The sequence below is a fragment of the Acinetobacter sp. FDAARGOS_559 genome (assembly GCF_003940475.1).
GTDB lineage: Bacteria > Pseudomonadota > Gammaproteobacteria > Pseudomonadales > Moraxellaceae > Acinetobacter > Acinetobacter baumannii.
This window is the reverse complement of the sequence record NZ_RKJG01000005.1, coordinates 2,806,605-2,825,260: the sequence shown is the minus strand read 5'-3', so window position 1 is coordinate 2,825,260 and position 18,656 is coordinate 2,806,605. Positions and strand designations below refer to the sequence as shown.

Sequence of the window (18,656 nt, the reverse complement as noted above, 5' to 3'; positions counted from 1 at the left end):
CTGTAACTGGTGTTTACATAACAATATGTGTTTTGTCTTTTACTTTGTTTTATAGATGCATAAGGGCTTTTTCTTCGGTATGATCAGTGTATTCATTTGATACATTGAGTCTTTAGGAAAGATCATGCAAGAGGAACCGAGTCCGTCGTGGGGAATGCGAGGCTTACGAAAGTGGTTAGGTACAGCGCCAGAAACCCGAGATGAATTATTAAAACTAGTCCAAAATTCACGTCGTTTTTTAGAACCTGATACTGTTGCCATGCTTGAAGGTGTTCTTGACCTTCCTGCTACAAAAATTCGTGAAGTCATGACGCCACGAACAGCAATAATCAGTATGCAAGAAGATGATCAGTTACTTGATATTCTTCACGTATTGGTTGAGTCTGCTCACTCACGTTTTCCAGTTTTCTCAGCTGACCAGCCTGATAATGTTGTTGGTATTTTACTGGCAAAAGATTTACTACCATTTTTGACTGAACCAAATACTAAATTAGATATTGGCTCGCTCATGCGTCAGCCATTATTTGTGCCTGAAAGCGCACGTTCAGATCAAGTTCTTCGTATGCTTAAGCATACCCAGACCCATATCGCGATTGTGATTGATGAATATGGATCAACAGCGGGACTGGTCACGCTTGAAGATATTCTTGAAGAGATCGTTGGTGAAATTGAAGACGAACATGATACTGCGGATGAAGATGCACAGTATATTGTTCCAGATAACGACCATACAATAGCGAATGCATGGATGGTGCAGGCACTTACACCAATTGAACACTTCAACACTGTTTTAGATGCTGATTTTTCTGACGATGAAGTAGAAACTGTCGGCGGTTTATTGCTTCAAGAAATTGGTCTAGTTAGTGATTTACAAGGTCAGACTGTTGAGCTTGGAAATTGGTTATTTACGATTGTTGAAGCAGATGCCCGCACTATTCATCTGATTCGAGCTGTACGTCAATGAGAGCATACTTTGAAAAGCTGTTAGATTCTTCGCAACAACAAAAACAGCTTCCTTTAATTTTTCCATTGCTCATTGCTTTATTTTCAGGTGCCGTGTTCAGTTTTGCACTGGCACCTTATTATTGGTGGTGGCTGGCAATTTTGTCTCCTGCCCTACTCTATGCGACATTGCATAACCGCTCAGCCAAACAAGCATTTGCAATTGGCTGGAGTTATGGTTTCGGTTTATGGTTTGTAGGGGCTTTCTGGCTCTATACGTCGATCCATGTATATGGCGATACCAATGCTTTTCTAAGCGTATGTATGATTGCTGTTATGGCCCTTGTAATGGGCTTATTTACAGCATTTCAGACATGGATTTATCGACGCTTCTTTCCTGAAACACCGCTGACTTTCGCCCCTCTCTGGATTATTTTTGAGTGGGCTAAAACTTGGGTATTTACCGGTTTCCCTTGGCTATTTGTAGGTTACGCTTTTACTGAACGTTTACTCGATGGTTATGCGCCGCTATTTGGTATTTATGCAATTTCCTTTGTAGTCATTGTATTAGCATGTGCTTTAGTTGAAGTTCTACGCAAACGTATTTTCTGGGTTATCCCTGCTGCCATATTAATTTTGGGTGCATGGGGAGCATCATATATACAGTTTGTACAACCTAAAGCTGCTAAACCACTTAGCGTTTCGCTCATTCAAGGTAACATTCCACAAGATTTAAAATGGCTAACCGAATATCAAGTTAGAACATTAGAAATTTATGCTGGTTTGACTCAATCTGAATGGGGCCGTGACCTCATTGTATGGCCTGAGTCTTCAATTCCACTCTTCCAAACCGACATTGAACCGTTTTTGGATGCAATGGATGCACAAGCTAAAAAGAACCATACCGCTTGGGTAACTGGCATTCCTTACTGGGATGTAACGAAATCGCATCAAGTCGGCAGCCCACTGTATTACAACAGTATTATGGCTTCTGGTAGCGATTCAAGCGGCCTTTATAAAAAGCAGCGCCTTGTTCCTTTTGGTGAATATATTCCGCTGTCAGGTTTGCTTTCTTGGGTTTTACCAGCCATGCAAAATGATATTAGCATGAGCGGTTTTACACGTGGTGAGAGTGATCAGAAACCACTTTTAATTAAAGGGCACGCGCTTGCGGCTGCAATTTGTTATGAAGTGGCTTACCCGAACCTGACACGTCGTAATGCAGAAGACAGCGACTTTTTGGTGACTGTATCTAACGATGCTTGGTTTACTGGAACAGCTGGCCCATGGCAACATTTACAAATGGTGCAGATGCGTGCGAAAGAAAATGGTCGCTGGTTTATTCGTGCAACTAACACAGGTGTAACAGCGTTTATTGATCAAAATGGTCATATCACCGAACAAGCACCGATTGATAAAGAGTTTGTCTTGAGAGGCGATTTACCAGCCATGCAAGGTCAAACTCTCTATAACCGTCTAGGTGATTATCCAATTTTAGGATTTGCAGTATTACTGCTGGTTTTAGGCTGGATCTATCGTCCACGTAAAGTAGATGTGTCTTACAAATCACGTCGCTAAATTATAATAACTTTGTACCCAGAGGCACTTCAAACTCTGGGATACAAAGTGCTACGTCCCCATCTGCATTATGAAACCCCGTCACCAAACATTCCGATTGGATAGGACCAATTTGTTTCTTAGGGAAATTCACTACCGCAACAACTAATTTACCAATCAAATCCTGCGGTTGATAAAGTTTAGTAATCTGTGCACTCGATTTACGTACACCCAATTCTTCACCAAAATCTACATGCAAAATATAGGCAGGTTTTCGCGCCTTTTCAAAAACCTCAGCTTGAATAATTTTACCAACGCGCAGTTCTACTTTTAAAAAGTCATTCCACTCGATTTGTTCCATTTCATATTTCTCATCTTCTTAAATTGCTGATTTGAATCATATAATATGTACAAATGAAGAAACACCCTGTTTTAAGTCCAGTTAAAAAATAAAACGTAGACGTTGAGTCTACGTTTTATTTAAAAATTCGTTTTTAAAATAAGATTAAAAAGCAATCGATAATTGCAAAGATAAATAAGCAACTAAACTCGATAAAAAAACCATCGGCACATAACGATAAGCTTTAAAAAGCAATTGTTCGTATTTAGAAGCCATCTGTTTAGTTTGCCATACACTCGTTTTTAATGCGGTAAAAAAGCTCACCATTAACCAAGCGCTTACAATACTTAAGGCAAAGAAACCAATCATGATTTGGCTACTTCCCTCAGTACTCAACCATAGCTTTAATGAAACTTCAGCAATAGGTAATAATGCTAAAATCAATAGGACAGATTTAAGCATCGCCCAATGAAACTGATTCAGCTCATCAAGTACGAGAAATGCTTTCATTTAATCTCTCCCATTCATTGAATAAAGTGCTTTTTATTTATTATGCAAAGCTTTTATTTAAATATATAGCTTATTTTCTCTTATATTTTAACTTTCTTGTAACTATTAAATATGGGAATAATTCTTATTTTAAATCTCAAATATAGATATTAACTTTTTTACTTTATTTTCAATGCATTATTATATTTTTATGATTAAGAAAGATTATCAATTCGGATTATTGTTTTATCTTATTAACCGAATCGATAATCTCTCTTACATTTTAATTAAGGCTGATAATAAATATCGGCATCGTTGCCTTCTCCGCCTTCTTTACCATCTGCACCAAATGAATATAGGTCAAAAGGATGGCCGTCTTTTCCAGGTACGACATATTGGATATCATTTTTCCAGCTATCTTTAGGATAACCACCTTTCACATAACCACCCGGCATCCAGTTTTTTGCTGTAGCAGGTTGATTAATAAGCGCATCTAAACCACCTTCTTGCATGGTTGGGAAATGCCCATTATCGAGCTTGTATTGATCTAAGGCACCCGCAACCCCTTTCAAGGTAATTTGAGTCGTATCAATTTTAGCTTTTTCACTACGGCCCATGACGTTCGGTACGATTAAAGCAGCCAACACGCCTAAGATTACAATCACGACCATAACTTCAATAAGGGTAAAGCCTGAGGCACGTTTCATTCGAGCACGGCTCGAACGTGTCGCAAGTCCGAAAGCACTTGAAGAGCAAACATCTGATACAGAGCTATGCTCGGAATGGCACGTTGGTTCAAACTGATTTGAAACCACAGATTCACTATGTTGTTTCATCGCTGTTTCGCTTTGAATATTTTTTACTTTCATCATTATCTCTAATATCAAAGTTATTAAATCATATTGTTCATATTTACGATTGGCAGCATAACCGCAATTACAATAACCAGTACGATGCTTGCCATTAACACCAGCATAAGCGGTTCAAGTAATGCCAATAAGGTTGAAATAAATGTCGTCACCTCGCGGTCTTGCATGGTCGACGCACGTTCAAGCATACGGTCAAGCTCACCTGATGCCTCACCACTTCGAATCATTTGTACCATCATTGGTGGGAAATAACCACTGCGCTCCAGTTGCGTACCGAGGTTACCGCCTTCGGTAACACGTTCAGCCGCTTGGGAAATTGAATCACGGATGACCCAGTTATTGGTCACAGCAGCACCAATCTTTAAGGCATCTACTAATGGCACGCCTGAACGAGTCAAAATAGATAAAGTACTGGCAAAGCGCGCAGCATTAATACCACGGGATAGTTTACCGAATAATGGCAATTTGAGTGTTAATCGATCAAAAGCATAATGTCCCGCAGTAGTTTTTAAAAAACGGACAAAAGCTACCACCCCTACAATTGCAAAAAGAATAATAAATACCCATGCATGACGGATAAAATCACTCGCTTTCATTAAAGCAACTGTAATCCATGGTAAGGCATCTTTGCTTTGATCGAAGGTTTTTACAATCTCTGGGACCACATAAGTCATTAATCCCATCACAATACCGAAAGACATCAGCATTAAAATGATTGGGTAAATCATGGCACCTTGAACTTTCTTTTGCATGGCAAAACGGTTCTCGGTGTAGTCTGATAGCTGATCTAAAATGAGATCTAAATGCCCCGAACGCTCACCTGCGGCAACAGTAGCAATATAAAGGTCAGGAAAACGCCCAGACTGTTGCATACCTTGTGCAAGTGAATGTCCTTCCAATACTTTTGAACGAACTGAGAGTAAAAGATTTTGCACATGCGCTTTTTCACTTTGTCTGCTCACGGCGCGGAGAGCTTCTTCTAAAGGAATTGCAGCAGCAACCAAAACCGAAAGCTGTCTGGTCATCAGTGCTAAATCGTAAGCACTAAACTTTTTTTGGAATAATCCGTGGCTTTGATGCTTATCTTTTTGTTCAACCGGGTCAACGCTAATCGGAGTCCATGCTTTATCGCGTAATTGTTGGCGAATCTGACGTGCCGAGTCTCCTTCAAGCACCCCCTTTTGCTGCTTCCCTGAAGCATCAATAGCAGTAAATTGATATGCAGGCATGGTAATGTTCTAATTTTCCAAAAATAATAGTCGCTGCTGTTGCATCTATGCTACGCAATCATTCATATTCATTCTATAGCCTGTGTAGAATACCCAAGTCCTCTTCACGACGCTATGCCGTTTTTTAAAATTGACGAAATGAGCCTCTATGACCATAACGCCAAAGCCTGATTCAGTTGTTTATCGTGTGCGTGTTGCCGTACCTGTGCATCTGTACGACACTTTTGACTATACACTCACCAAAGCACAATATGAACGGGCTCAAGTAGGTTCACGCGTCGCAATTTCATTTGGACGGCAAAACCTGATTGGTATCATTACTGAAAAAGTTGACCCACAAGAATCATTTACAGGTAACTTTCAGCTTAAGGCCATTTCTGAACTTTTAGATGATGAGCCTATTTTAGATGAACAAGTTTTAAATTTATTGACATGGTCAGCACAATATTACCAATTTCCGATTGGTGAGGTGATGCAGACTGCTTTACCTGCGTTATTGCGTCAGGGCAAACCCATGGATGTTTTATTTCATCTATGGAAAATCATTCCATGTGACAATGCCGAAGCTTTATTAAAACGCTCAATCAAACAGCAAGATGCTTATCAAATTTTAAAATTACATCCTGCCGGAACCACTGAAAATATTCTCAATTTAAGTGGTGTAGAAACTGCAACACTTAAAGCACTACAAAAGAAAGGTCTCGTAGACTGTACGCTTGAGCCTCATGACTTTAGTCCATCCCCTGTGCAATTGGCGCAAATGCCACTCACGCTCAATGAAGACCAAAAGAAGGCCACCCAGCACGTCCTTAATGCACAGCATCAATACCAAGCATTTTTACTAGATGGCTTAACTGGAAGTGGTAAAACCGAAGTTTATTTGCACATCATGCATGAGGTGCTAAAGCAAGGTAAGCAAGTACTGGTGTTAGTGCCTGAAATTGGTTTAACCCCTCAAACTATTTCGCGCTTTAAGTCTCGTTTTAACTGCGACATTGCTTTATTACATTCGGGGTTAAATGACTCTAAACGCCTACAAGCATGGCAACAAGCACAGACTGGAAAGGCCTCTATTATTTTAGGAACACGTTCAGCCATTTATACCCCGCTGCCACGTTTGGGCCTGATCATTTTAGATGAAGAACACGACCTGTCTTATAAACAACAAGAAGGTTTCCGTTACCATGCTCGTGATGTCGCACTTTATCGAGGACATTTACAAGGCTGTCCTGTTCTTTTAGGTTCAGCAACTCCAAGCATTGACAGTTATCACTTAGTCGAAACTGGCAAGTTAACTGCACTTCAGCTGAACCAGCGTGCAGGCCATGCGCTTTTACCAAAAATGCATTTGATTGATCTTAAAATTGTCAAAAAACAGCATGGTATTAGTCAGCCTTTAATCGAACAGATTAAAAATACCCTAGCAAGAAAAGAACAAGTTTTAATTTTTTTAAACCGACGTGGTTATGCACCTGTTCTGGTCTGTGAAAGTTGTGGTTGGCAAGCGAATTGTCCGCATTGTGATGCGCATTTTACGTTGCACACTCAGCCCTACTCTTACTTACATTGCCACCACTGTGGCACAGTTCATCGCTTGCCAGACCACTGCCCTGAGTGTCAGCAAAAGAGCCTCAAAACTTTAGGTGCTGGCACAGCCAAGGTTGAAGAGCATTTACAAGAATTATTCCCAGATCATGATGTGATTCGGGTCGATCGTGACAGCACCAGCCGAGTCGGTAGCTGGCAAAAAATTTATGATCGCATTCAACAAAATAAACCTTCGATTTTGCTCGGTACGCAAATGTTGGCAAAAGGTCACCATTTTCCGCATGTGACTCTGGTTGCTATTTTAGACATCGATGCAGGTTTATTGAGTGTCGATATTCGGGCGCCAGAACGTACTGCTCAATTGATTGTACAAGTGGCTGGTCGTGCAGGTCGTGGAGAACACAAAGGTCATGTTTATTTACAAACATTAAGGCCAGATCATCCTTTACTCACCACACTCATCGAAAAAGATTATCGGGCAGTCGCGAAACAAACATTGGCTGAGCGTAAAGTTGCATTACTGCCGCCTTATCGCTATGCCGTACTTATACGCGCTGAATCGAAAGATCGCGACTATACCTTGCATTTTTTAAATGAAGCTGCCGAGCAACTTCGCCAAATAGCAGGTGATATTGTTGATATCTGGGGGCCAATTCCAGCACCAATGGAACGTAAAGCGGGACGTTACCGCGCACATATGGTGATTTTGTCTGCTGACCGCGCTCGTCTGCATTTTTACTTAAGACAATGGTGGGCTCAGTTGGTCCATGCGCCAAGACAGCATCAACTTAGACTCTCAATTGATGTTGACCCGCAAGAATTTAGTTAGATGATTTGAATATCATGGTGTGAAGAACACTTTTTCCCTTTACACTTAAAAAAGATCAATACATTCGGGGCAATGAATGTCATTCCTACTGCAAGCAACTATTTTTCTTGGAGCATCTCTGATTTTAGTCCCTTTGGGCAAACGCCTAGGGATTGCAACAGTTTTAGGTTATTTATTTACGGGCATACTTCTTGGCCCGAGTGTGTTAAATATTGCCCATGACCCTGAGGCCATTATGGAGTTGGCTGAATTTGGGGTCATTTTACTTATGTTCCTGATTGGTCTAGAGCTCCGCCCACAACGTTTGTGGGAAATGCGTGACTCCATATTCGTGATGGGAAGTTTACAAGTCGTGATTACGGGCATAATTCTTATGCTCACCGTATTGCTGCTATTTCAACAACACCTCGCTGCCAGCTTTGTGATTGGTTTTGCGCTTGCACTGTCTTCTACGGCCTTTGTATTACAACTTCTGACAGAGAAGCAACAACTCAATACCACCTATGGTCAGCAATCTTTTTCAATCTTGCTTTTCCAAGACATTGCAGCAATTCCATTACTTGCGGTGATTCCTCTTCTGGCAGGAACCGAATCTACCCATCATGGTATTGCTTATTTTGCAGCCATCATCGCGACGTTTACCGGCTTGTTCCTATTTAGCCGTTATGTCATGCGCCCATTTTTCCGTTTTGTCGCCAAGAGTGGTGCGACTGAACTGATTACGGCTGTAGGGTTATTTATTATTCTTGCCGTTGTGTTACTGATGGACACTTTAGGCATTAGTACAACATTAGGTGCTTTCCTTACCGGGGTCCTTTTAGCCGACTCAGAATTCCGTCATGAGCTTGAAGCGAGTATTGCCCCGTTTAAAGGGCTCTTACTTGGCTTATTCTTTATGACCGTAGGTATGACGACACAATTGTCGTTACTGATTGAAATGCCTTGGCTCATTATTGGTGGAGCAATCGGCCTACTCGTCATCAAAACCCTCGTTTTAACTGCCATTGCCCGCTATAAAAAGTACAGTTGGAACAATAGCTTGTTACTCGGGACTTGCTTGGCTCAAGGCGGTGAATTCGCTTTTGTAATTTTAAGCCTAGCAAAAAGTGAAAAGATTTTAACGGATGCCTTATTAGAGCCTGTCACGTTGATTGTGACCTTATCAATGGTCCTTACCCCAGTAATTTACTGGATTATGGCCTGTAAGATCATTCCCCTTTTTCATAAAGAATTGCCACCTGAATATGATGAGATTCCTCAGCAAGATAATCCAATTATCATTGCTGGTTTTGGGCGCTTTGGACAAATTATTGCGCGTATTGCCCGCTTACAGCACTTAGGATTTACCGCCATCGATAATAATCTTCATCAAGTGGACTTTGTTCGACGTTACGGCGGTAAGCTCTATTATGGTGATGTCACCCAGCCTGACTTACTCCGCTCAGCAGGCATTGAAAAAGCGAAAGTATTTATTTTAGCAATTGATGATGTCGAAGATTCTATGAATGTCGCACGTCATCTCAGATTGAACTATCCAAACCTAAAATTACTGGCTCGTGCTCGTGACCGCCACCATGTGCACCTATTAAGAGACTTAGGTGTTGAACATATTTGGCGTGAAACCTATTTATCATCATTAGGTATGGCTTATCGTGCTTTACGCGAACTCGGTATTTCCGATGAACAAGCTTATAACAATATCGAAATCTTTCGGGATTATGATGAGAAATTACTCATACAGCAGCAAAGCATTTATACCGATGAACAAAAGGTTTTTGAAACCCATCGTAATGCTCTGGCAGAACTTGAACACCTATTTGAAAGCGATGCTCAACAAGCCACATCGAAGCACGACGTTAACTTAAAGCGTCATTTACAACCAAATCGTATCGACATTACACGAGATCACGAAGAATAACTTGAGATTTCGCAAAATGGCTATATTAAGGACTTATTCACATTGCCTAAATGATTGCGACAATCGGTACAAGAGTTGCCGTTGTCCTGCTTGCAGCTTCGCTGCATTCCCTAAGCCTGATTAAACCGAAATTGTTATAATCTGCTTAGGGCCCTGGAGAATATTATGTCTGATTTACGCCAACGCTTTTATATAGAGGACTTTCCTGTTCGCGGTGAAGTGGTTCATCTAGAAGAAGCATTAAAAACTATTTTAGCTCAACGCGACTACATGCCTGCGGTTCAAATTCTATTAGGCGAGATGTTGAGCGCTACAGCATTACTTGCGAGTACTTTAAAAATCAAAGGTCGTATCAGCTTGCAAATCCAGGCTAACGGCTCTTTCAAATGGGCTATGGCAGAATGTAACCATTTAGGCGAAGTTCGTGCTTTAGCAGACTACGAAACAGATCCACGTTTTGGTGAAGCAACAGATAGCAGCACTGTTTTAGCTGCTTTGGTTAACCCTGTTTTATTTATTAACATTGAACCTGAGCATGGTGAGCGTTATCAAGGGATTGTACCTCTTGATCAAGCAAATTTAGCTGGCTGTTTAATGCAGTACTATGACTTGTCTGCACAAATTCCAACTCGAATTGTACTGGCAAGCACCGCACAGCGCTCAGGTGGTTTGCTCATTCAGTTATTACCTCGTCATGATGAGGAAGAGCAAAAACTGGTTGATGAAGATTTATGGCCACGTTTAACCATGCTAACTGAAACGCTTAAGTCAGAAGAACTGACAGAGCTTTCAGCAAATGAGATTTTGTATCGTCTTTATAACGAAGAAGAAGTACGTTTACCAGAAGTTGAACACTTAAAATTTGGTTGTACTTGTTCTAAAGAACGCTGTGCCAAAGCCCTCATTCAAATTGGTGTTGATGCTGTTCATGAAACATTGGAAGCACAAAACCCGATTCAAATGGATTGCCAGTTCTGTAACACCCGTTATGAGTTTACTGCTGAAGAAGCACTGGGCCTGTTTGGTGAACATTTGAGTTAATCACCTACTTCATAAAAAGGCGGGTAATCCGCCTTTTTATTTATCTATAATTTTTTTGATGATAATTTTCAGCATGTTATTTTAAATCAGTTAATATGGGCTTACTTGATAACCCAATAAATAAGATGCTTATATCTCATGAATTATTTTGATTATTTTCTCTTTATTTTTAGTGTCATTATTATGATTGCGACCCCTGGCCCTGTCATGATTTTAGTGGCAAGTGCCGGACTTAAAGGTGGTTATAAAAAAGCACTGGAAACCATTTTTGGTACAAACCTTGCCTCTCTCGTTTTAATTTTTATTTCAGTACTCGTACTTAAAGGCGTATTGGGTATTAATGAAAACTATTTAAATATTATTCGTGTTTTAGGCTGCCTATATATTGGTTATTTGGGTTTTAGTATTCTCAAAGAAGTCATTCAAGCTCCTCATCCTGAAGCAATTCAAACCGTTTCTGCTCAAAATGGCGGTTTTAAAAAAGGCTTTTTAGTGGGTATTTCAAACCCTAAAGATATTATTTTCTTTTCAGCTTTCTTTCCGCAATTTGTTTCTATTTCACCTCATCTAGATTTAAGTTTAACTATTCTTACGCTGACATGGATAGTTTTAGACTTTTTAACGCTATCTTTAGTCTATATATTTTTCCGCCGCCTCTCGAACAGCCATTTATACCCGAAAATACTCGGTTTATGCGGTCTATTACTGTTAGTTATTGCCGTTTACGGTTTATATCAGACATTCATTTAAACAATGAGAGGCATAGCTCTCACCGTTCTATGTCTCTTTTATTTTGCTCGCCCTATTTCGCACGAGAACAACTCTTATACAATCTAGCTCATTGAAAGCTTTAAAAATCGTTTCATAATGAAATAAACAACACCATCGTGATAAAACATTATGGCCAAAAATTATTATGAAGAATTAGGGGTTAAACGAGAAGCCTCAGCTGATGAAATTAAAAAAGCGTATCGGAAATTAGCTCGTAAATATCATCCCGACATCAGCAAAGAAAAAGATGCAGAAGAAAAGATGCAGGCAATTAATGTTGCCTACGACACCCTAAGCAACCCAGAGAAAAAAGCTGAATACGACCAAATGTTAGACTACCCACAAGGTTTTAATGGTTTTGGTCAAGGGGCAGCTCAAGGTGGTTTCGATGGCGCCAGATTTTATCGTCAAGGTTTTACAGGCGGTGAGCAAGCAGACTTTAGTGGCTTTGAAGACTTATTTGGACGCTTTGGTGCAGGCTTTGGCGGTGGACAACAGCAATATCAAAGACAACAACGTAGTTATCGAGGTGAAGACCAGCATGCCAGCATAGAGGTCGATCTTGATATTGCTTACCATGGATCAACACAACATATCACACTGCAAATTCCAACCATCAATGCCTATGGTGAGCCAGAGGTTCAACGAAAAACCTTACAGGTAAAAATACCTAAAGGCATGAAAGAAGGACAGCAAATTCGCCTAAGTGGACAAGGACAAAGTGGTATTAATGGTGGTGCCAACGGCGATCTTTATATCGAGATTCAATATAAAGATACAGATCGTGTGCATGTCGAAGGCAGTGATGTATATTTGACTGTAGATGTAGCACCATGGGAAGCCGCATTAGGGCAAGGCATTGAAGTAAAAACACCTGCGGGACCTTTACACGTCAATTTACCTAAAAATGCAAAACAAGGACAACAGCTACGTTTAAAAGACAAAGGGATACCAAATAAAACGCCAGGCCATCTTTATTTAATTTTAAATATTGTATTCCCACCGGCGCATTCTGAAAAAGAAAAAGAAGCCTATCAGCAATTGGCAGAAGCCTTTGCTTCATTCGAACCTCGTTCATCTCATTAGGGAGCAAGATCATGACAACCATCCATTATCGAGAAATTGTATGTGACGGCCACACCTTTAGTGCTGAAGTCGTTGATGAACAATGTACATTTGACTTGCAACAGTTTGCTCAAGCCTGTGGTCAAAGCCCAGACTGGATTCTCCAGCTCATCGAGTACGATATTTTAGCGATTGATACACCACCTGAAAAACATCAGTTCATGGGTGAAGATGTTATTCGCGCTCGTAAAGCATATCGTTTGCAACGTGACTTTGACGCAAGCCTTGCAGCTGTTGCGGTGATGTTAGATTTGATTGATGAAGTGCAACAACTTAGAAAACAGTTGAAGCATTTTCATTGAGGAATAGCATTAATACAGCATAAAACCCTAGTTGAAATCTGATAGTCGGGAAAGCCATCTGCAACCTGCGTGGTATCAATCAGATAATGGTTTTGTAATACTGTTATTTAAAAATAGGTATTGAACAGGTTTTGCAGATGGTAATGGTTTTGCCTACTTTTGCCGAAACAAAAGTAGGTCGAACCGAAGGTTCATGACTATATTAAATAACAAGTCAGCAAGACCCCGTCGTGCAGAAATAAAAATTTACTTCAACCGAGTAATCTTTTCCACTTCCTTCAAAGTCTGCTTAATCGGTTCATATTCCAAAAACCAAAACAAATTCATACGATCTTGGCGATGCTGCTGCGCCAGTAAATCAATCACACTTTTTTCCCCACGCCCTACCAAATGCTGTCGATAAAAATAATAGAGCAATAAAATGGTACTTAGCAGCATAACCCCGAGCATAATCCAAAAACCTACTGGTGATTTAAGCCCCGGAATAAACTCAAAGTTCATTCCATAAATACCCGTTAAAAGCGTAAGTGGCGCAAACACAGCAGTAATAATGGCAAGAATACGCATGTTCTCATTGGTCTGGTTAGCAATTGCCGAGAAATGCAAATCTATTGCCGATTGAATCGCACTACGTAAACGTAAAGTATGTTTTTGAATACGTTCGACATGACTCATTAAATCGTTTAAACGCACTAATAAAAGGTCTTGAGAACTATGCGTCTTCTCTCCAATAACATGATGATAGTTTTCTACAATTTCATCACGAAACTCTTGTAAGGTTTCGATTTGTTCTTCGCATAGATTTTCAACCTGTTGAAAGGCCATATTTTCATGAAACAGTTGATGCCACTGCTTAAAACGCCGATTCCCTTGTAATAGCTGTTGTTGCCAATGCTCGACCCTTCTGGTCAAAGGTGAACGAATATCAAGATAACCATCCACCATACTATTGAGCAGACGTAAACACAGATCTACAGGTGAATTAGGCAGCTTACGGGTTTTATTTTGCTCTTCGAGAGTTTTACATAAAATATTTTCAAGACGCTGAATATAGTTTTCAATCGACTTGTTGCCCTGCTCACGTACGCTAATAAGTACTTTAGGCGTAAAAATAAAACTGATTGGTGTGGTGGCTAAACCAAATACACTCTCATGTGATTCGCCATTTTTAATTTCATCATCCGGCGTTACGAGTTTTCTAAAAATAAGCAGGTCGTATTCTTCAAGCGTATCAAATGCACAAGGATGTTCGATATTCGCAATATCTCGCATATGAAACTCATTAATGGATACATCTGCAAGTTGCTGAATTTTTTGTTGCCATTCTTCATTCTGGCTCACAACATCCGATCTCACACTATCAATCCAGAAAAACTCCAGAATATGTTCAGTGTGCTTTTCACGGCTTAAAAAAACATAGCCGTCGCTTTGATGACGATAAAAATAATAAACCTGCATACCATGTCGATCTATTGGTGTATTACTTGCATCATGCCATAAAAAAAGCCCGCATCAAGCGGACTTTTTTAGTGAGTTAAGCAATTATGCTTGCTCAATATCTTTCATAGTCAATTTGATACGACCACGGTTATCAACGTCTTGAACCTGTACTTTTACTTCCTGACCTTCTTTAAGAACATCAGTTACGTTCGCAATACGCTCATTAGAGATTTGCGAAATATGAAGAAGACCATCAGTACCCGGCATGATGTTTACAAACGCACCGAATTCTACAATACGAATTACTTTACCGTCGTAGATCTTACCTGGTTCAACTTCAGCAGTAATCGCTTGAATTTTCGCAATTGCAGCTTTAGCAGCAGCTTTAGTTTCACCAAATACGCGAACTGTACCGTTATCTTCAATATCAATAGCAGCTTTAGTTTCTTCAGTGATTTGACGGATTGTTGCACCACCTTTACCAATAACATCACGGATTTTATCCGGATTAATTGTAATCACTTCGAATGTTGGAGCGTGCATTGAAATTTCAGGACGAGCACGTGAAATTACTTTGTTCATTTCATTAAGGATATGCATACGACCAGCAAATGCTTGGTTTAATGCAACTTCCATAATTTCTTCAGTAATACCTTCAATCTTGATGTCCATTTGAAGTGCAGTAATACCGTTTGCAGAACCTGCTACTTTAAAGTCCATGTCACCAAGGTGGTCTTCGTCACCTAAAATGTCAGAAAGTACTGCGAAACGCTCGCCTTCTTTCACTAAGCCCATTGCGATACCAGCAACTGGTGCTTTAAGCGGAACACCTGCATCCATAAGTGATAATGACGCACCACATACAGAAGCCATTGAAGATGAACCGTTAGATTCAGTAATGTCAGATACAATACGAATAACGTACGGGAAGCGGTCAGCTGCAGGAAGAACTGCTTGAACACCACGACGCGCTAAACGACCATGACCAATTTCACGACGCTTAGGACCAGATTCACGGCCTGTTTCACCTACTGAGTAAGCAGGGAAGTTGTAGTGCAACATGAAGTTGTCAGTTTTAGTACCAGCAAGAGTATCAACCATTAATGCATCACGAGTATTACCCAAAGTCGTTGTTACCAACGCCTGAGTTTCACCACGTGTAAATAATGCAGAACCATGTGCACGCTCAAGTACGCCCACTTGTACGTCTAACGCACGAACAGTTTTGGTGTCACGGCCATCAATACGTGGTTTACCAGATAAAATGTTGTCACGTACAGTACGGTATTTAAGATCTTCAAATAAGTAGTCTACTTCGTCAGCAATACCGTCTACATCTTCTTCAGGAACGAATTGAGCAACAGCTTCAGCATGAAGTGCATCTAATGCTGCATAACGATCTTGTTTTACTGCAATGGTATAAGCTTCTGAAATTTTTGCTTCAAATGCTTCTTTTAATTTTGCACGTAATTCTTCGTTGTGTGCAGGAGCAACCCAGTCAGATGGTTTCGCACCAGCAGCAGCTGCAAATTCATTGATCGCTTGAATTGCAATTTGCATTTCGTCATGACCAAAAAGAACCGCACCTAACATTTGGTCTTCTGAAAGTTCTTTCGCTTCAGATTCAACCATTAATACAGCAGACTCTGTACCAGCAACCACAAGGTCAAGGTCAGACTGAGCCATTTGCTCAAAATTCGGGTTTAAAACATATTCGCCGTTGATTAAACCAACACGTGCTGCACCGATTGGGCCACGGAATGGAGTACCTGCAATTGCCAACGCAGCAGAAGTACCTAACATTGCTGCAATATCAGCTTCCATCGTTTTGTCAGAAGAAACCACAGTTGCAGTTACCTGAATTTCGTTGTAGTAACCTTCTGGGAACAATGGACGAATTGGACGGTCAATAAGACGTGAAATTAAAGTTTCAGCTTCTGAAGCACGACCTTCACGCTTACCATATCCCCCAGGGATACGACCTGCTGCATATTGTTTTTCTTGATAGTTAACTGTTAAAGGGAAGAAATCCTGACCAGCTTTTGCTGTTGGAGCAGCAACTACTGCTACCAATACAGTTACACCACCCATTGTGATTAAAACTGTATTTGCTTGACGTGCAACGCGACCCGTTTCTAAAACGACTTGATGCTGACCGAATTGGAATTCTTTACGAACGATGTTAAACATTGACATGTATTGTATTTTCCTAATTTTATTCTAGTGAGACCCCTAAGGTTTGGCATTCAGGCTACAACTATCGGTAGGTAAATGACAAAGCTTAGAAGCCATCACACTAGACCAAAAATTTTAAATAATATTAAACGCAAAGAAGGAGCGCACAAGCGCCCCTTCTATAAATCGCCTAATGGTTTATTAGACGAAACTTTCTTTTCAGAAACAAAGCATAGCAACATGCGATAAACCGAAAACAAAGCAAAATCGAATTAACGACGTAGACCTAAAGCACCGATCAAAGCAGTGTAACGCTCGTGGTCTTTACCATTTAAGTAGTCAAGCAATTTACGACGTTGGTTAACCATACGGATCAAACCGCGACGGCTGTGGTGGTCGTGTTTGTGAGCTTTGAAGTGACCTTGTAAATCATTGATTTGAGCAGTCAATAAAGCTACTTGTACTTCTGGTGAACCAGTGTCGTTTTCAGCGCGAGCAAATTTAGCAATGATCTCTGCGCGGTCTGCATTAGTTAAAGCCATTCGATTTCTCCGAGATGCTTAAAAAATAAAATGATATGAATCAGTTGAGCGCAACTGACTGCCGTGCATCACTACAGCAAGTTGCCTATTTTAAGGTATCTATATATGGATTGCAAAATAGTTTTCTGTTACCTGTCATTTTAGACACTGACATCAGCTCCTTAACCCTGCACACTTAGCCTTGAATAAAAAGAAAGAAACGCGAGGGACGTGTGAAAATATTTTCGACCAATACCTGTCCGGTACCGAATGACCTTGAATCGGTCATTCATCACAAAGATGAAGTACCTGCCGAACTAGGTGGAATGAGTGAACAGCAAGTTCAAAAAATCTGGAAAAGTATTGAGTCACTCTATAAAACCGGAAACTATCCGCTCATTACTTTTTGCTTACGTCGACAGGGGAAAATTTTATTAAATCGAAGCATTGGCTATGCTCAAGGAAACTCTCCGGCTGGTCTGCAAGAGAATGCACTCGTCGCAACGCCAGATACTCCCGTTTGTCTATTTTCAGCATCCAAAATGATTACTGCCATGTTAATTCATCTTTTAGATGAAAAAGGCGAAATCAACTTACTTGACCCGGTGAGCTATTATATTCCCGAGTATGGGGTGAACGGAAAGCGCCGCGCGACAATCTTTCATTTATTATCTCATCGTGGAGGCATTCCTTATGTTGATGGAGATGTCACACCTGAACTGCTTTTTGATAAAGATGAAATTTTAAGGCGTTTATACGCAGCAAGACCTGTTTCTCCAGCGGGAAATCACCTCGCCTATCATGCAGTAACGGCAGGTTATATCTTAGGAGAAATTATTGAACGGGTTACAGGGCAAGACCTTCGCCAATTTGTGCATGAGACTATCGAGAAACCGATGGATATGCCCTATTTTAACTATGGCTTAAAACCAGAATATCGTGCTGAAGTTGCTCTTAATTGTGCAACAGGTTTACATCCTCGCTTAGGAACAGATCATTATCTCAATCATGTACTAGGTGGAGGCTTACAACTCGCTGTAGATGTCACTAATGATAACCGTTTTATGGATACCATCTGTCCCGCTGGTAATATTTATACCAGTGCAGAACAAGCTGGACGCTTCTTTGAAATGCTTTTAAGTGGGGGAAGCTACCAAGGCAAACAAATTTTAAGCGAGAAAACAATTTTTAGAGCAACACTCCCTACCACAGGAGTTAACATTGACCGAACTTTATTAATACCGATGCGCTATGCCTTAGGACCAATGCTAGGCAGTAATCCGGTAGGCTTATTTGGTCCAATGACTGGACAAGCTTTTGGTCACCTCGGTTTTTCCAATATTTTGTGTTGGGCCGACCCAGAACGTGATATCAGCGTTTCTTTGTTAACTACTGGCAAATCTGTGGTCGGTACCCACCTTCCTGCCCTAGCTAATCTGCTTTATCAAATTTCGACTCAATGTCCACGAATTCCTAGAGATCAACGCCGTTCACTATTTGGTAGTGATTCGCATGAAACCGATCTGGTATAGCTAAAATCAACCCAGCGACAAAATAAAA

Annotated in this window: 16 protein-coding genes; 9 read left to right on the top strand and 7 right to left on the bottom strand. The window is 40.6% G+C overall.

From position 1 onward, the window contains the following. Positions 1-124 precede the first annotated feature (124 nt). Together EGS71_RS15050 and lnt are read left to right on the top strand one after the other, a co-directional pair. Positions 125-964 carry an HlyC/CorC family transporter gene (locus EGS71_RS15050; RefSeq protein ID WP_001154807.1) on the top strand — a complete coding sequence of 280 codons (840 nt, stop codon included), beginning with the start codon at positions 125-127 and terminating at the stop codon, positions 962-964. After that, the gene (gene lnt / locus EGS71_RS15045) at positions 961-2,520 is read left to right on the top strand and encodes an apolipoprotein N-acyltransferase (protein WP_001203088.1); all 1,560 of its coding nucleotides are present in this window, start codon (positions 961-963) and stop codon (positions 2,518-2,520) included. Before EGS71_RS15050 ends, lnt begins: the two co-directional genes overlap by 4 nt. 1 nt (position 2,521) lies before the next feature. Here the strand turns inward: lnt and EGS71_RS15040 are convergent, their stop codons facing one another. From EGS71_RS15040 to gspF, 4 genes are all read right to left on the bottom strand, one after another. Beyond that, positions 2,522-2,860 carry a tRNA-binding protein gene (locus EGS71_RS15040; protein ID WP_000434938.1) on the bottom strand — a complete coding sequence of 113 codons (339 nt, stop codon included), beginning with the start codon at positions 2,858-2,860 and terminating at the stop codon, positions 2,522-2,524. Positions 2,861-3,004: 144 nt separating this feature from the next. Continuing rightward, the gene (locus tag EGS71_RS15035) at positions 3,005-3,349 is read right to left on the bottom strand and encodes a hypothetical protein (protein WP_000643174.1); all 345 of its coding nucleotides are present in this window, start codon (positions 3,347-3,349) and stop codon (positions 3,005-3,007) included. 266 nt (positions 3,350-3,615) lie between these two features. After that, entirely contained in the window at positions 3,616-4,197 is a 582-nt protein-coding gene (gene gspG, locus EGS71_RS15030) for a type II secretion system major pseudopilin GspG (RefSeq protein ID WP_000865310.1), read from the bottom strand. Positions 4,198-4,220: 23 nt separating this feature from the next. Next, a complete protein-coding gene (gene gspF, locus EGS71_RS15025; RefSeq protein ID WP_001112089.1) occupies positions 4,221-5,426 on the bottom strand; it encodes a type II secretion system inner membrane protein GspF in 1,206 nt (401 codons plus the stop codon). Positions 5,427-5,574: 148 nt separating this feature from the next. Between gspF and EGS71_RS15020 the strand changes: the two genes are divergently transcribed. The 6 genes from EGS71_RS15020 (at position 5,575) to EGS71_RS14995 (ending at position 12,960) form a co-directional block, all read left to right on the top strand. Continuing rightward, a complete protein-coding gene (locus tag EGS71_RS15020) occupies positions 5,575-7,803 on the top strand; it encodes a primosomal protein N' (protein ID WP_000156654.1) in 2,229 nt (742 codons plus the stop codon). A gap of 76 nt (positions 7,804-7,879) precedes the next feature. Further along, positions 7,880-9,721, top strand: a complete 1,842-nt coding sequence (locus tag EGS71_RS15015) for a monovalent cation:proton antiporter-2 (CPA2) family protein (protein ID WP_000008979.1) — start codon at positions 7,880-7,882, stop codon at positions 9,719-9,721. A 165-nt stretch (positions 9,722-9,886) separates the two neighbouring features. Then, entirely contained in the window at positions 9,887-10,762 is an 876-nt protein-coding gene (locus EGS71_RS15010) for an Hsp33 family molecular chaperone HslO (protein ID WP_001281765.1), read from the top strand. A 138-nt stretch (positions 10,763-10,900) separates the two neighbouring features. Then, a complete protein-coding gene (locus tag EGS71_RS15005; RefSeq protein ID WP_001105725.1) occupies positions 10,901-11,512 on the top strand; it encodes a LysE family translocator in 612 nt (203 codons plus the stop codon). A 150-nt stretch (positions 11,513-11,662) separates the two neighbouring features. Continuing rightward, a complete protein-coding gene (locus EGS71_RS15000) occupies positions 11,663-12,619 on the top strand; it encodes a DnaJ C-terminal domain-containing protein (RefSeq protein WP_001107923.1) in 957 nt (318 codons plus the stop codon). 11 nt (positions 12,620-12,630) lie between these two features. Continuing rightward, positions 12,631-12,960 (top strand): chaperone modulator CbpM, encoded by a 330-nt coding sequence (locus EGS71_RS14995; protein WP_000207459.1) that lies wholly within the window; start codon positions 12,631-12,633, stop codon positions 12,958-12,960. A gap of 246 nt (positions 12,961-13,206) precedes the next feature. Here EGS71_RS14995 and EGS71_RS14990 read toward each other — a convergent pair whose 3' ends face one another. The 3 genes from EGS71_RS14990 to rpsO form a co-directional block, all read right to left on the bottom strand. Then, positions 13,207-14,418: a magnesium transporter CorA family protein gene (locus EGS71_RS14990; RefSeq protein ID WP_001198553.1), complete on the bottom strand. Its 1,212-nt coding sequence runs from the start codon at positions 14,416-14,418 to the stop codon at positions 13,207-13,209. 84 nt (positions 14,419-14,502) lie between these two features. Beyond that, the gene (pnp, locus tag EGS71_RS14985; protein ID WP_001985790.1) at positions 14,503-16,590 is read right to left on the bottom strand and encodes a polyribonucleotide nucleotidyltransferase; all 2,088 of its coding nucleotides are present in this window, start codon (positions 16,588-16,590) and stop codon (positions 14,503-14,505) included. Positions 16,591-16,847: 257 nt separating this feature from the next. Beyond that, positions 16,848-17,117: a 30S ribosomal protein S15 gene (gene rpsO / locus EGS71_RS14980; protein WP_001229357.1), complete on the bottom strand. Its 270-nt coding sequence runs from the start codon at positions 17,115-17,117 to the stop codon at positions 16,848-16,850. A gap of 212 nt (positions 17,118-17,329) precedes the next feature. Between rpsO and EGS71_RS14975 the strand changes: the two genes are divergently transcribed. Continuing rightward, a complete protein-coding gene (locus EGS71_RS14975; RefSeq protein WP_000689283.1) occupies positions 17,330-18,628 on the top strand; it encodes an EstA family serine hydrolase in 1,299 nt (432 codons plus the stop codon). Positions 18,629-18,656 lie beyond the last annotated feature (28 nt).

Coding starts and splice junctions, on each gene's coding strand:
- pnp (WP_001985790.1), bottom strand. CDS start 16,590: ATGTTTAACATCGTTCGTAAAGAATTCCAATTCGGTCAGCATCAAGTC.
- lnt (WP_001203088.1), top strand. CDS start 961: ATGAGAGCATACTTTGAAAAGCTGTTAGATTCTTCGCAACAACAAAAA.
- EGS71_RS15040 (WP_000434938.1), bottom strand. CDS start 2,860: ATGGAACAAATCGAGTGGAATGACTTTTTAAAAGTAGAACTGCGCGTT.
- EGS71_RS15005 (WP_001105725.1), top strand. CDS start 10,901: ATGAATTATTTTGATTATTTTCTCTTTATTTTTAGTGTCATTATTATG.
- gspF (WP_001112089.1), bottom strand. CDS start 5,426: ATGCCTGCATATCAATTTACTGCTATTGATGCTTCAGGGAAGCAGCAA.
- EGS71_RS15010 (WP_001281765.1), top strand. CDS start 9,887: ATGTCTGATTTACGCCAACGCTTTTATATAGAGGACTTTCCTGTTCGC.
- EGS71_RS15035 (WP_000643174.1), bottom strand. CDS start 3,349: ATGAAAGCATTTCTCGTACTTGATGAGCTGAATCAGTTTCATTGGGCG.
- EGS71_RS15050 (WP_001154807.1), top strand. CDS start 125: ATGCAAGAGGAACCGAGTCCGTCGTGGGGAATGCGAGGCTTACGAAAG.
- rpsO (WP_001229357.1), bottom strand. CDS start 17,117: ATGGCTTTAACTAATGCAGACCGCGCAGAGATCATTGCTAAATTTGCT.
- EGS71_RS15020 (WP_000156654.1), top strand. CDS start 5,575: ATGACCATAACGCCAAAGCCTGATTCAGTTGTTTATCGTGTGCGTGTT.
- EGS71_RS14990 (WP_001198553.1), bottom strand. CDS start 14,418: ATGCAGGTTTATTATTTTTATCGTCATCAAAGCGACGGCTATGTTTTT.
- EGS71_RS15000 (WP_001107923.1), top strand. CDS start 11,663: ATGGCCAAAAATTATTATGAAGAATTAGGGGTTAAACGAGAAGCCTCA.
- gspG (WP_000865310.1), bottom strand. CDS start 4,197: ATGAAAGTAAAAAATATTCAAAGCGAAACAGCGATGAAACAACATAGT.
- EGS71_RS15015 (WP_000008979.1), top strand. CDS start 7,880: ATGTCATTCCTACTGCAAGCAACTATTTTTCTTGGAGCATCTCTGATT.
- EGS71_RS14995 (WP_000207459.1), top strand. CDS start 12,631: ATGACAACCATCCATTATCGAGAAATTGTATGTGACGGCCACACCTTT.